The organism is Rhizobium oryzicola (assembly GCF_030504645.1).
Lineage (GTDB): Bacteria > Pseudomonadota > Alphaproteobacteria > Rhizobiales > Rhizobiaceae > Neorhizobium > Neorhizobium oryzicola.
On the sequence record NZ_JAUKWQ010000001.1, the window covers coordinates 136,408 to 150,522 of the forward strand.

The following is a 14,115-nucleotide window of genomic DNA, read 5'->3' on the forward strand; positions in this document are numbered from 1 at the left end:
GCTGTCAGCACCCTATTTCGGATATCCGGCAAAGAAAACCCGAAGAGACGGCCTATTTTTCCAGCTTCCGCCCGTTGGCAATCGCCATGCGCATATATTCCTTCAGCAGCTCCCGCTCGAAGCGGCGAAAGCCGTGGAAGATCTCTTCATCTGCCTGGGCGGCGGCCGTCATCGCCAGTTCCTGCAATTCCCGGCCCCGGCGCGTGAGGGCAACGATCTGGGCGCGCCGGTCGCTGGGATGCGGCGTGCGGGAAATCAGCCCGTCCCGTTCCATGCGGGCCAAAGTGTTCGCAAGCGTTGCCTGCTCCACATCCATCCGGTCCAGCAACTGGCGTTGCGTCAATCCGTCTTCCTGCCAGAGTGCCTGCAATACGGGAAATTGTCCGGGTGAAAAGCCAAGCGCAGAGGCGCGCCGTTGCAGCGAGCGTGAAAGGCTCTTGGCAAGCTGGTTGGCAAGATAAAGCGCCGAATCGGAACGTTCGAAGGCCATGAAGGGCATCCTTCGGGTCATGCAGGAAAACATGGCATGCTGCTGTCTTCCGCCGCGGTTTGCGGCAGGCTCGGCATCCTACGAATCACATCAGGCTCGCCGATTGCATAGCACGGTATCTTTCACGCCTGCGGCTGGGAAGAGGCAAGCTCCAAAAGAAACCGCCACGGTCGGGAGGGACAACCGTGGCGGCTCAATGGGGGGACAAAGGCCCGGAGAGGGGGATAGACCTTTGTCCGGCCTGATGCGGCGGGGGACGAGCCGACTGTCAGGCTGCGGCGTAATCAATCGCCGGTGACCAAGAGATGTGGGGGCGACTCCGGCTTTTCAAGGAAAGAGCCGATTACATGTCGGTAACGTTGTGGTGAGGGGTTTTTGAACGACCGTGTTGGCGCCAGAAGAGAGCTGCCATTGTAGGCACATAAACCGCCAAAAAGACTGCCAGCGTCTCTAACATGTCTATCAGCGTTGCGTCTGGTTTCGTCGTAACGGTGATGAGAACAAAGCTTGCCAGCAGGAAGCCATTCGCAAGATACCTTGCGAGTTCCTTTGACCAGGAGCGCGATATCGCTTCCTCAGCGGGAAAAAGCTGATCCAGCCCAAGGGAGGCGAGTACAAAGACAGGCGCGAACATCACCTTGGGAAGGAGTAGCCAGGTGGGAACTTGGTGAAAATATCCGATGACGCCGACAAACGCCGCCAGGCCGATGGATGTCAAAAAGGCTGTCGATAAGCGAACTCTTGGCATGGCCAGCCTCCAAAGAGTGGCATTGTGATTTTCAATATGGCTGGCAGCCTATTCCCGACCTCGATCCGCTACCACCTTGCATTTTCAGGGGTGAAGAGCCGGTTGTGATGGACCTTTCCTGCCGGTCGCGCTATCCATCCTTTCATGAAAAAAGGCGATCACCTCTTCCTTGTCGACGGGTCCGGTTTCATCTTCCGTGCCTTCCACGCGCTCCCGGCGCTGACGCGCAAATCCGACGGCTTGCCCGTCGGAGCAGTGTCCGGCTTCTGCAACATGCTGTGGAAGCTTCTGACCAATGCCCGCGACACCAATGTCGGTGTGACGCCCACGCATTTCGCGGTCATCTTCGACTATTCGTCGAAGACCTTCCGCAAGGATCTCTATGACGCCTACAAGGCAAACCGCTCAGCGCCGCCGGAAGAACTGGTGCCGCAGTTCGGCCTGATCCGCCAGGCAACGCGCGCCTTCAACCTGCCATGCATCGAGACCGAAGGCTTTGAGGCTGATGACATCATCGCAACGTATGCCCGTGCGGCGGAGGCGATCGGTGCCGACGTGACGATCATTTCCTCCGACAAGGACCTGATGCAGCTGGTGACGCCAAACGTCCACATGTATGACAGCATGAAGGACAAGCAGATCGGCATCCCCGATGTTATCGAGAAGTGGGGCGTGCCGCCGGAAAAGATGATCGACCTGCAGGCGCTGGTCGGCGATTCCGTCGATAACGTGCCCGGCATTCCAGGCATCGGTCCAAAGACAGCGGCTCAGCTGCTGGAAGAATTCGGCGATCTCGACACGCTTTTGGCGCGCGCCGACGAGATCAAGCAGGTGAAGCGCCGGGAGAACATCGTTGCCAACGCGGACATGGCGCGGCTGTCCCGCAAGCTTGTTGAGTTGCGTACCGATGTGCCGCTGGACCTGCCGCTGGATGCGCTGGTTCTAGAAAAGCAGGACGGACCGAAGCTGCTCGGCTTCCTGAAGGCTATGGAATTCGGCACGCTGACCCGCCGCGTGGCGGAAGCCTGCGATTGCGATGCAAGTGCCATCGAACCGGCGGAAGTGCTGGTGGAGTGGGGCACGGCAGCGCATGGGCCGGATCTCGATCCCGGTGCCGAACACCCTGCCAGCGAGGCGCCGCTGGCGCCTGCCGCTGCGCCTGCCGCAAAAGCCTCCGCCGAGAGGGCCAAGGCGGCGGAACTCGCGGCGCGCCGGCTGGAAGCCTTTGCCGGCAAGGAAATCGACCGCTCCCGTTACCTCACCATCCGCGATCTTGATACGCTAAAGACCTGGATCGCTGCGGCGAAGGATACCGGTCTTGTCGGCTTCGATACGGAAACGACTGCTGTCGATCCCATGCTGGCGGATCTGGTCGGCGTGTCGCTCGCCATCCAGGACAATTCCAAGGGGCCGGATTCGACCGAGATCATGGCGGCCTATGTGCCGCTGGCGCATCAATCCGGCCATGGCGATCTCTTGGGCGGCGGATTGGTCGAGGGCCAGATCCCGATGGCGGATGCGCTTGCCGCGCTGAAGGATCTGCTGGAAGACCCTTCGGTGCTGAAGGTCGCGCAGAACCTGAAATATGATTACCTCGTGATGAAGCGGCATGGGGTCACCATGCAGAGCTTCGACGACACGATGCTGATTTCCTATGTGCTGGAGGCCGGTGCCGGCAATCACGGCATGGATGCCCTGTCCGAACGCTGGCTCGGCCACACGCCGATCCCTTACAAGGATGTGGCGGGTTCGGGCAAATCGCAGGTAACCTTCGATCTCGTGGATATCGAAAAGGCGACGGCCTACGCCGCCGAGGATGCCGATGTCACGCTGCGCCTCTGGCTGGTGCTGAAGCCCCGGCTTGCTGCCGAAGGTCTGACACGCGTCTATGAGCGGCTGGAGCGCCCGCTGGTGCCCGTTCTCGCCCATATGGAGGAGCGCGGCATCACCATCGACCGGCAGATCCTCTCGCGCCTCTCCGGCGAACTTGCCCAGAAGGCAGCAGGTTTCGAAGACGAGATCTATCAGCTGGCGGGTGAGCGCTTCAACATTGGTTCGCCGAAGCAGCTGGGCGACATCCTGTTCGGCAAGATGAACCTGCCGGGCGGCTCCAAGACCAAGACCGGCCAATGGTCTACCTCGGCGCAGGTGCTGGAAGATCTGGCCGCGCAAGGCGCGGAACTGCCGCGCAAGATCGTCGACTGGCGCCAGCTGACCAAGCTGAAGAGCACCTATACGGATGCGCTGCCATCCTATGTGCATCCGCAGACCAAGCGCATTCACACCTGCTATTCGCTGGCATCGACCACCACGGGCCGGCTTTCCTCCTCCGAGCCGAACCTGCAGAACATTCCCGTGCGCAATGCCGAGGGGCGCAAGATCCGCACCGCCTTCATCTCAACGCCCGGCCACAAGCTGCTGTCTGCCGACTACAGCCAGATCGAACTGCGTGTGCTGGCGCATGTGGCTGATATTCCGCAGCTGCGCCAAGCCTTTGCCGACGGCGTGGATATTCATGCGATGACGGCCTCGGAGATGTTCGGCGTACCGGTCGAAGGCATGCCGGGCGAGGTACGCCGCCGCGCCAAGGCGATCAACTTCGGCATCATCTACGGCATTTCGGCCTTTGGTCTCGCGAACCAATTGTCCATCGAGCGCTCGGAAGCGGGTGATTACATCAAGAAGTATTTCGAACGCTTCCCCGGCATCCGCGATTACATGGAAAGCACCAAGGCCTTTGCGCGCGAGCATGGCTATGTGGAAACCATTTTTGGCCGGCGCGCGCATTACCCCGAGATCAAGTCGTCCAATCCCTCCGTGCGCGCCTTCAACGAACGTGCCGCCATCAACGCGCCCATTCAGGGGTCGGCGGCCGATGTCATCCGCCGTGCCATGGTTCAGATCGAGCCTGCGCTTGCCGCCGCAGGACTACAAGAGCGGGTCCGCATGCTGCTGCAGGTTCATGACGAATTGATCTTTGAAGTGGAAGAGGATGCGATCGACGCCGCCATGCCTGTCATCGTCAAGACGATGGAGCATGCGACCATGCCGGCCATTGCTATGCGAGTTCCATTGAAGGTGGATGCGCGCGCGGCCTCGAACTGGGACGAGGCGCATTGACCTGAAGGTCAATGCTGTCCCGGATAGAGTGAGGCAAGGGCGGTTCCAAGAAGCTGCTCGGTATAGCGCAGGGCGGAAAGCCGGGCGTCTTCCGCCAGGCCGAGCTCCTGACACCGCTGGCCAACGGTTTCGCTGATCAACTGGGCAATACCGCGCGCCTGACGCGGATCACCGTTTTCGGACGTATCGAGCGCCATGGCCAATGCCGTCATGGAAATGATTTCCAGCGCCACCATGCGCGCTTCCAGCTCAGATAGAACATCTGCCGCGTGACCATCGCTTCTGTATGCGTCCGCCATGTTCTCTCCTCTGTTCGAGCGGTTCGAGATCACTTAGCGCGAAACGATCCACTTTAAAGCGAGATAGATCAAATTTCCCTCCAAGGACGATAGAAGTTTTTTCTATGGGATCCGAGGCGAGGGCGGGACGATCTGTCGTTATGAAGCGCCGCCAAGCAATGCCACCTTCATAACTGTGAAAGGCGCTCCGCGTTCCGGCTCAGCAAACAGGCCAAGATGGGAAATCGGCAGCGGACGGCCGGTGAAATCGGCAAAGCGGGGGGAGAGGATATCGCGAACCTGCTCTTGATCTTCCGGCGGTACCTGGCCGGTCAGGGTCATGTGAAAGCGGAAGTCTTCGAAGACTGAAGGATAGCCCCACCGCTCCAGATGGGCGCGCTTGCGCTCGGTCAGCTTGTCCGGATTGCGCCGGGCGATATCTTCCGGCGACAGCGGCGCGCGGAAGATCTCGAAGTAACGGACGATCTTGGCGGCCAGGTCATCGATTGCTGCCGAGTCTTCTCCGGGGGTGAGCGCAAAGAAGGCGCCGAGGCTGGATAGGGTCAGCTCCGGAATGACGGTTGCGGGTGTGGCGGCAACAAAGGAATCGAAGGCGGCCACAAGCTCTTCCTCGGTGCGGCCCGGCGCCAGTGAGAAGGGCGCTTTCAAGGTTGCATGGAAACCGTAGCGGGCGGGTTCGGCCACCAGCATCCGCCATGCTTCCAAGGTCAGATCAGGCACTGCGGGAGGTGCCAATGTCTCACCGGTAAAGGCATCGCGCCCCAGCCAGGCCGCCGCCGCCTTCGTCAGCGCATCATCCTGCGGTGGCGTGAAATAGACGGCGTAGCGCATGGAAAACCTCGAATCGGAAGGGTGAGAAGACGGGTGGTCAGCAGTTTGCGTTAGAGCCTATCAGGGCTAAATGAAATTGTTCTGCCGGAAACATTTTTCGTCAGGATCAAGGCTTTCGGCGAAGGACATACCTCCCGGTACGGTCGAGACGAAAGCCGCAGATAATGGCGGAAAATGATCCGGCCCATTGGGTTGGCTGAGGCGGGTCATCTGCTTTGTCGAGCGGCTTGGCCGTATGCTTTGGCTACGACGCGCGCCGCGCTCCTCGCATATGACCCCGCCTGAGCCAACAGAACCGTTTCCATTTAACCTTGATAGGCTCTAGCCGCGCGCAATGACGACAGCATGTCTGTACAAGGAACCACAGGCGTTTTCCTGCATTCTCTTTTCGAACAGAAGGAGAAAATCCATGGTTACGACCACAGTTCTGATCGCAACATTTCTGTCGGTTCTTACAGCCAGCGCCGTTGCCAGTGCCTATTGGTACAATCGCTGACAGCAAAACGCCGCCCGGAGGCGGCGCTGATGAGAAGAGGCAAGGCGCTCAGTGCGCGCCGGACATGTCGCCCAAGACTTCCTTGGAGGCGACCGTCGAGTCGGCGTTGAGCTTGTAGACCATCGGCACGCCCGTCGCGAGGTTCAGCTTCAGGATCTCTTCCTTGGAAAGGCGATCCAGAACCATGACGAGCGAACGTAGCGAATTGCCGTGAGCGGCAACCAGAACCGTCTGGCCCTTCAGCACGCGCGGCAAAATTTCCGTGAGATAATACGGCCAGACACGCGCGCCGGTATCACGCAGGGATTCGCCACCCGGAGGCGGAATGTCGTAGGAGCGGCGCCAGATATGCACCTGCTCTTCGCCCCACTTGGCGCGCGCATCATCCTTGTTGAGGCCGGAGAGATCACCGTAATCACGCTCGTTGAGGGCGAGGTCGCGAATGGTTTCGAGGTTCGGCTGACCAACCTTTTCCAGAACGATGCGGCAGGTGTTCTGCGCCCGCTTCAGTTCGGATGTAAACGCGATGTCGAACTTGATGCCGGTGGCAGCGAGTGCCTCACCGCCAGCGGTCGCTTCCTGCACGCCGAGTTCGGTCAGATCAGGGTCCTTCCAGCCGGTGAAAAGGTTCTTCAGGTTCCAGTCGCTCTGGCCGTGGCGAACGAGGACGAGGGTTCCGCTCATAATTTCCTCCAAATCAAATCAAGCATTCAGCCCGAGAACGTCGAGCATCGAATAGAAACCGGGCTTCTTGTCGCGCGCCCAGAGCGCTGCGGCAACCGCGCCACGCGCGAAGATCGAGCGGTCCAGGGCACTGTGCGACAGCGTCACCAATTCGCCTTCGCCAGCGAGGATGACGGAGTGCTCGCCAACGACGGAGCCGCCGCGCAGCGTCGCAAAGCCGATCGCGCCTTGCGGACGAGCGCCGGTATGGCCATCCCGCGTGCGCACCGACTGACTCTTGAGGTCGATGCCGCGCCCCTTGGCGGCGGCTTCGCCCAACAGAAGCGCCGTGCCGGAGGGAGCATCCACCTTGTGTTTGTGGTGCATTTCCAGCACCTCGATATCCCAGTTGCTGACCGGAAGTGCCCGCGCTGCCTGCTCCGCAAGAACGCTGAGCAGGTTGACGCCCAGGCTCATATTGCCTGACTTGACGACACGCGCATGCCGACCAGCCGCTTCGATCTTGGCATTGTCCTCTTCAGAGCATCCGGTGGTGCCGACCACATGCACGATACGCGCTTGCGCGGCCAGCCCCGCAAATTCGACAGTGCCGGCGGGCGAGGTGAAGTCGATGACGCCTTCCGCATGCAGGAAGGCCTGCAGCGGATCATCCGTGACAGGCACGCCGATGAAGCCAGCACCGGCGATTTCGCCCGCGTCTTTGCCGATAAATGTGGAGCCTGCTCGTTCCACTGCCGCATGCAGTTTTGCGCCCGGCGTTTCCTGGATGATGCGGATCAGCGTCTGGCCCATGCGCCCGGCGGCACCCACGACCACCAGCTTCATATCGGTATCATTCAGGGAAGTTGGCATGCGGGAAATTGGCTCCGTCTCGACAGCAGGATTTCAGATGGGTTTCTGAAGGTTGTTGAGGCGAGCGTAAAGCCCGTCCGGACGCTGTGCAAGGGCTTCGTGCGACCCTTCCTCCGCCACGCGGCCCTCATTCATCACGACAATCTTGTCCGCCTTGACGATGGTGGAGAGGCGGTGCGCGACAACCACGACGGTGCGTCCGCGCATGGCGGTTTCCAGCGCCTTCTGCACGGCAGCTTCCGATTCGTTGTCCAGGGCGGATGTCGCTTCGTCCAGGAGCAGGATCGGTGCGTTGCGCACCAGCGCACGGGCAATGGAAAGCCGCTGCCGCTGGCCACCTGACAGTGTCACGCCGTTTTCGCCAACCGGCGTGTCATAGCCTTGCGGCTGCGCCAGGATGAAATCATGGGCATAGGCAAGCTTTGCCGCTTCCTCCACCTCCGTGTCGGTCGCCTCCGGGCGCCCGTAGCGGATGTTGTCGCGGATCGAGCCTTCGAAAAGGTAGGGCTGCTGCGAGACGTAAGCGAGGTGATGGCGCAGCGACGCCTTGGTGACATGCGAAATATCCTGTCCGTCGATCAGGATGCGGCCTTCCGCCGGATCGTAGAAGCGCGGCAGAAGCGAAATGATCGTCGACTTGCCGGCACCGGAAGGCCCCACAAGCGCGGTGGTCTTGCCGCCCTCGGCCATGAGATTGACGCCCTTCAGGATCTCATCACCATTGCCATAGCGGAAGCTGACATTTTCGAGCTCAATCTTGGCATCAGTAACGACAAGATCCTTGGCATCGGCGCGTTCCCGCTGCTGCGGCTGCAGGTCCAGAAGCTCATAGATCATGCGGGCATTGACGACGGCGCGTTCCAGCTGCACCTGCAGACGGGCAAGCCGACGCGCCGGATCATAGGCCATCAGCAGCGCCGTCACGAAGGAGAAGAAGGCGCCGGGCGGAACGTTGCTGTAGATCGAGCGGAAAGCCGCATAGGCCAGTACGCTGGAAATTGCGACGCCCGCGAAGGTTTCTGTCAGCGGTGCCGTGCGCTCCGTCAGGCGTGCGATGCGGTTGGCGCGGTTTTCGGCAGCGTCGATGATGCCGTTCACCTTGCGGCTCAGCGACTGCTCCATGGTGAAGGCCTTGACGATGGCAATCCCCTGGATGGTTTCCTGCATCGCGCCGACGACATGGCTGTTGAACTCAACGGATTCCTTCGTGGCGCTGCGCAGGCGCTTCGACACGTAACGCAGCGCATAGAGAAGCGGCGGCGCGACGAAGAACACGATCAACGACAGTATCCAGTCCTTGCTCACCATGACCGCGATGAGAGAGATCAACGTCAGCAGGTCGCGCGCCGTGGAGGTCACGGTCAGGTTCAGGACGTCTCTGATGCCATTGACGTTCTGGCTGATCTGGGCTGCGAGATGCGCCGAGCGCGCTTCGTTGTAAAAGCCCACCGACAGCGTCATCAAATGATCGTAAAGTCGGCGCTGATAGACGGCGACGATATTGTTGCCGATCTTGGAGAGCGTCACCGCTTCGCCATAGGAAGCGAAACCGCGGATGATGAAGGCAACCAGAATGGAGCCGCAGATCATCCAGACGAGATCAGCCCGCTTGTTGGCGAAGGCTTCGTTCACGACCGATTCCATGATCCAGGCGGTGAACGCTGTCGAAAGTGCCACCGCGACAAGACAGGAAATGGCAATCACGTAGCCCTTGACGTGGTCACGGCCGTTTTCCGCGATGACCCGCTTCAGGACGCCGGCAACCGTGCCTGAATCGACCTGCCGCTTCCGTTGCTTGACTGCTTCCAATAAGACGATCCCATATCTTGACCGGCCTCATGCCGTGCGCAGGCGGTTTAACCAGTCGCGTCGGCTTTGGCTAGCGCCGGGAACAGATTCACGTCAGCTGTTGCATTCCGGTCCTGCAGGGTTCACCGCTTCCAGTGACGGCCTTCTGTCGCAATGCCGTAATGGCTGGGCTTGCGGGCAAAATCGGCAAGACCCGCCAAGGCTGCCTGCGGATGGGTGACGACGAAGGTGGGGATGTGGCGCATGAGTGCCTGATGCGGTGCCTTGTCTTCAAAGGCGGCGCGAAATTCCGGTTTCTTCAACGCGGCTATGATGCGCTGGGAAATGCCACCTGCCAGGAAGACGCCGCCCTTCGACATGAAGGTCAGCGCCATGTCGCCTGCCACGCGTCCAAGATAGGTGACGAACAGGCTTATGGTCTCGGCCGCGCGGGCATCTTCACCCGTCAGGCCATGTGCGGTGATATCGGCGGGCTGCGCATAAAGCGGCTCCACCCCGTCCGCCGCGCAGATGGCGCGGTAGAGGTTTACGAGGCCGCGCCCGCAAAGAATCTGCTCGCCGGAAATGCGGCCATCGAGCTTCTCCACATGCGGAAAGATCTGGTAGTCGCGCTCTGTACGGGGGCCGAGATCCACATGGCCACCTTCGCCCGGAACCGGAAACCAGGTGTCGCGTGCATGGATCAGCCCTGCTACCCCTAGGCCCGTGCCGGGGCCCAGCACGACGCGGGAGGCAATGAGCGGCTCCGTCGAAGGCCCCAGCGGCTCCCGGAATTGCTCCGGCATGGAGGCAACGGCCAGTGCCTGTGCCTCGAAATCATTGATGACGATGACATGTTCGAAGCCGGATTCGGCAATCAACTGTTTCGGGCGCACCACCCAATCGCAATTGGTCAGCGGGATCTCATCGCCTTCGATCGGCCCGGCAATCGCAAGAATCGCAGAGCGCGGACGAAGATCGGTCTTCGCCAGCACATCGGTCTGGATTGCGGCGTCGATGCTGGAGAAATCGGCCGTCTGCACGTTCGGGAACTGCTGAGGCTCGGCCACGGCGTCGGGCAGAATCCAGAAGCGGGCATTGGTGCCGCCGATATCGCCGATGAGAATGGGGAAGGCCAGCGTCTCAGTGCCAAACGCAGATGCCATGGGGCGCTCCAAAAGGGTCAATTACTGGAAATCGATAAGCTTTTCCGCCGTCGCGCGGTTCAGCGCCATGGGGATATCATAAACGGTGGCAAGTCGGGTAAGCGCTTTCACGTCCACATCATGCGGCAGGGGTGTCAGCGGGTCGGTAAAGAAGATCAGCATGCTCACCTCTCCCGTCGCAATCATCGCGCCGATCTGCTGGTCGCCGCCCAGCGGGCCACTCTTCAGCCGCGTGACATCAAGGCCAGGGGAAGCCTCCAGCACGCGACCGCCGGTGGTGCCCGTCGCCACAATGCGAAAACGAGAAAGGGCGACTTCGTGCCGTTTGGCGAATTCCGCCATCTCGGCCTTCTTCTGGTCATGCGCAATCAGCGCGATGCACGGCTTTTCCTCAGCGGACATGGTCCCTCCCGCTCCCACGTAACTGCGGCGATTTCTATACCGAGTTCGCCACCCAAGGAAAGGCATGAAACCGATTTATATCGTTTTCAATGAAGATGTGCCGCATAGAACCTTGCGGAAATCTCATTGCATCGGCTGGTCGCCCGCTTCCTCTTCGGCACTGCTTGTCGCCTTGGAAACGGGCGTCGTGGAAACACCCTGCGCACGGGCGCCCGGTGCCGCCGGTGCCGAAAGAAGCGCGCTGCAGGCCTTGGGCATATCGGACACCATCATCGGGCGCGGCGGCTTGGGCGGTGGCGCGTTCGGGTCCTTCTTCGGCTTGGCCCAGGGTTCGGGCGTAAACCACCAGGCGAGAGATTTGTCGCAACCATCTCCTGCCGCAACCGGTGCCTGCGCCTTGCAGCTGGCCATGCCGGGCGGGCAGGTCAGGCGGATATGAAAATGCTCGTCATGGCCATACATGGGCCGCACCTTGCCCAGCACCGAACGGTCGCCCGTCCAGGTCTCGCAGAGCTTCTTCTTGATGGCGGGGTTGACGAAGATGCGTTCGACATCCGGATAGCTCGCCGCCGTCATGACAAGCTTGGCTGCCGTCTTCGACCAGCGATGCTCATCGACCGTCAGGAACTTGCTCTTGTCCAGCATGGAGGTGAAGGGGAATGTTTCACGCTCCTGCGGGGTCAGCCGCTTCTTCGGCATGGGCGTGAACCATACGTCTACATCGAGGCCGATCTGGTGCGAGGCATGGCCTGATGACATCGGGCCGCCGCGCGGCTGAGACATATCCCCCACGAGGATACCTTCGCCCCAGCCTAGCTTGTCGGCATCATTAGAAAGACGCTTCAGCATGGCAACCGTCTGCGGCATGCCCCAATGGCGATTGCGCGACAGGCGCATCGATTGCCAGTGCGGGCCATCATCGGCAAGTGGAACGCCGCCGGAAAGACAACCCTTGGCGTAAAATCCAACAGGCGTCGGCGCGCCCGCGCTTGGCAGGGAAACGGCGCCGAAGGCCTGCTTCGCCGGTTGATCGGCGCCAAGCGCCGCCGAGGCGACAAGCGCGCCGAGCCCGGTCAGGAATGCGAGCCGCTTGCCCGCCGAGGAGAGAATTGTTGCCATCGACTTCCGGTTCACCTGTATGAGACGCCATTCGCCAGCGCGATTCTGTCTCGCGAATCTAGCGTGATTTGGCCCGCTGTTGAACCTCCACGGACAATGACGGCAAGAGAATGGCAAGCCAGATAAAAGCCTTGTGAGGAGAGGCGACTGTATTTTGACGCACTTTGCCCTATGCTGCTGATGAAATGGATTTCGACAGAAAGGGGAGCTGAATGCTGCGAGAGCATCTGCGCAACGGTTTGGTGATTGTTACGGCTCTGGGCGCAAGCCTTTCACCGATCACGGCAAAAGCCGAAGAGCAGGTCTGGCGGCATGCGGTCTCGGTCCTCGAAACGCCAAAACTTCCGCCGGACTTCCAAAACCTGCCTTACGTGAACCTGCAGGCGCCGAAAAAAGGAGAGCTCCGCCTTTCCGAGGAAGGCACCTTCGACAGCTTCAACCCGCTGGTGGATAAGGGCAATCCGGCAGCCGGCGTCGGGCTGATCTTCGACACGCTGATGAAATCCTCGGAAGATGAAGTCTCTGTCTCCTATGGACTTCTCGCGGAAGCAATCTCCTATCCGGAGGACATGTCGTCCGTCTCCTTCCGTCTTCGGCCAGAAGCCAAATGGGCGGATGGCCAGCCGGTGACGCCAGAGGACGTGGTGTTCAGCTTCAACAGCGCCAAGGCCAACAGCACGCAGCTGGCAAATTACTACCGCCATGTCACCTCGGCGGAAAAGACGGGCGAGCGTGAGGTGACCTTTAAGTTCGACGAGAAGAACAACAAGGAACTGCCGGCGATCGTTGGTGATTTCCCGATCCTGCCCAAGCACTGGTACGAGGGCAAGGATGCCAAGGGCAGCCAGCGTGACATCTCCAAATCTGGCCTCGAACCGCCGCTCGGCTCCGGCCCGTACAAAATCGCGAGCTTTCAGGCCGGCTCCACGCTACGCTACGAATTGCGGGATGATTATTGGGGCAAGGATCTGCCGATCAATCGCGGCCAGAACAATTTCAAGGTGATCAGCTACACCTACTTCACGGATAAGGACGTGGAGTTTGAAGCCTTCCGTTCGGGCAGCGTGGATTATGCGCAGGAAAACAGCGCCAGCCGCTGGGCGACGCGTTATGACTTTGCCGCCGTCAAGGAAGGCCGCGTGATCCGCGAGGCGCTCAGCAATCCGTTCAAGGCGACAGGAATCATGCAGGCCATGGTGCCCAACATGCGCCGCGATCAGTTCAAGGATTCCCGCGTTCGCGAGGCGCTGAACTATGCGCTGGATTTTGAAACGCTCAATCGCGATCTCGCCTATGGCGGCTTGAAGCGCGTCGATAGCTTCTTCTGGGGCACGGAGCTTGCCTCTTCCGGCCTGCCGCAAGGCCGCGAACTGGAGATATTGCAGGGTCTGAAGGACAAGGTTCCGTCGCGGGTGTTTACGACGCCCTATACCAACCCTGTCGGTGGTGACGCGACCAAGGTCCGCGACAACCTGAAAACGGCTATTGGCCTTTTGAAGGAGGCCGGCTGGGACCTGAAGGGCAACCAGATGGTCAATGCCAAGACTGGCAAGCCCCTCTCTTTCGAAATTCTGGTCAATAGTCCCTCCTTCGAGCGAACGATTTCGCCGTATATCGCCAGCATGAAGAAGATCGGTATCGACGCGCGGCTGCGCGTGGTGGATGCCTCGCAATATATCAATCGTATCCGCACATTTGATTTCGACATGATCTGGGTTGTCTGGGCGCAGACCATGAACCCCGGTAATGAGCAGGCGACCTATTGGGGTTCTGCGGCTGCTAGCCAGAACGGCTCCAAGAATTACGCCGGCATTGCCGATCCGGCGGTCGATGAACTGGTCCGCATGGTAACCTCGGCCCCCACTCGAGAGGAACAGGTGGCTGCCATCCACGCACTCGACCGGGTGTTGCTGGCCAATAACTTTGTGGTCCCGCTCTTTTATTCGGGTGAAGCGAAGATTGCCTATTGGAACACCATCACGCATCCGGAAAGGCTGCCAACCTATGGCATCGGCTTCCCGACGATCTGGTGGGCCAAATAGGCAAGACCGGCTCAAGATCCTTGCGCCATCTATGTTTGATAGTCCAAATCAACGGACATGCTGATTCTCGACAAGAGA

At 60.2% G+C, this 14,115-nt stretch carries 12 protein-coding genes; 2 read left to right on the plus strand and 10 right to left on the minus strand.

Annotated elements, in window-relative coordinates; all coding sequences use genetic code 11:
* Positions 1 to 52: 52 nt before the first annotated feature.
* Positions 53 to 490: a MarR family winged helix-turn-helix transcriptional regulator gene (locus Q2T52_RS00650; protein WP_302074757.1), complete on the minus strand. Its 438-nt coding sequence runs from the start codon at positions 488 to 490 to the stop codon at positions 53 to 55.
* Positions 491 to 833: 343 nt separating this feature from the next.
* Positions 834 to 1,238: a hypothetical protein gene (locus Q2T52_RS00655; RefSeq protein WP_302074758.1), complete on the minus strand. Its 405-nt coding sequence runs from the start codon at positions 1,236 to 1,238 to the stop codon at positions 834 to 836.
* A gap of 144 nt (positions 1,239 to 1,382) precedes the next feature.
* Here Q2T52_RS00655 and polA point away from each other — a divergent pair, with 144 nt between their 5' ends.
* Positions 1,383 to 4,358 carry a DNA polymerase I gene (polA, locus tag Q2T52_RS00660; RefSeq protein ID WP_302074759.1) on the plus strand — a complete coding sequence of 992 codons (2,976 nt, stop codon included), beginning with the start codon at positions 1,383 to 1,385 and terminating at the stop codon, positions 4,356 to 4,358.
* Positions 4,359 to 4,366: 8 nt separating this feature from the next.
* On the opposite strand, the gene Q2T52_RS00665 is transcribed toward polA, so the two are convergent.
* From Q2T52_RS00665 to mepA, 8 genes are all read right to left on the minus strand, one after another.
* Positions 4,367 to 4,657, minus strand: a complete 291-nt coding sequence (locus tag Q2T52_RS00665; RefSeq protein ID WP_302074760.1) for a hypothetical protein — start codon at positions 4,655 to 4,657, stop codon at positions 4,367 to 4,369.
* A gap of 138 nt (positions 4,658 to 4,795) precedes the next feature.
* Positions 4,796 to 5,488 (minus strand): DUF1045 domain-containing protein, encoded by a 693-nt coding sequence (locus tag Q2T52_RS00670; protein ID WP_302074761.1) that lies wholly within the window; start codon positions 5,486 to 5,488, stop codon positions 4,796 to 4,798.
* 544 nt (positions 5,489 to 6,032) lie between these two features.
* On the minus strand, positions 6,033 to 6,668 hold the full coding sequence (locus Q2T52_RS00675; RefSeq protein WP_302074762.1) for a 2,3-bisphosphoglycerate-dependent phosphoglycerate mutase: 636 nt from the start codon (positions 6,666 to 6,668) through the stop codon (positions 6,033 to 6,035).
* Between the two features lie 18 nt (positions 6,669 to 6,686).
* On the minus strand, positions 6,687 to 7,508 hold the full coding sequence (gene dapB / locus Q2T52_RS00680) for a 4-hydroxy-tetrahydrodipicolinate reductase (protein WP_302075987.1): 822 nt from the start codon (positions 7,506 to 7,508) through the stop codon (positions 6,687 to 6,689).
* Positions 7,509 to 7,553: 45 nt separating this feature from the next.
* Positions 7,554 to 9,329, minus strand: coding sequence for an ABC transporter ATP-binding protein (locus tag Q2T52_RS00685; RefSeq protein WP_302074763.1), 1,776 nt, complete (start codon positions 9,327 to 9,329; stop codon positions 7,554 to 7,556).
* Between the two features lie 122 nt (positions 9,330 to 9,451).
* On the minus strand, positions 9,452 to 10,474 hold the full coding sequence (locus Q2T52_RS00690) for a glucokinase (RefSeq protein ID WP_302074764.1): 1,023 nt from the start codon (positions 10,472 to 10,474) through the stop codon (positions 9,452 to 9,454).
* 21 nt (positions 10,475 to 10,495) lie between these two features.
* Positions 10,496 to 10,876, minus strand: coding sequence for a methylglyoxal synthase (locus Q2T52_RS00695; RefSeq protein WP_302074765.1), 381 nt, complete (start codon positions 10,874 to 10,876; stop codon positions 10,496 to 10,498).
* A 123-nt stretch (positions 10,877 to 10,999) separates the two neighbouring features.
* Positions 11,000 to 11,995 (minus strand): penicillin-insensitive murein endopeptidase, encoded by a 996-nt coding sequence (gene mepA, locus Q2T52_RS00700; protein ID WP_302074766.1) that lies wholly within the window; start codon positions 11,993 to 11,995, stop codon positions 11,000 to 11,002.
* A gap of 212 nt (positions 11,996 to 12,207) precedes the next feature.
* Between mepA and Q2T52_RS00705 the strand changes: the two genes are divergently transcribed.
* Positions 12,208 to 14,037 (plus strand): extracellular solute-binding protein, encoded by a 1,830-nt coding sequence (locus Q2T52_RS00705; protein ID WP_302074767.1) that lies wholly within the window; start codon positions 12,208 to 12,210, stop codon positions 14,035 to 14,037.
* The last annotated feature ends 78 nt before the right edge of the window (positions 14,038 to 14,115 follow it).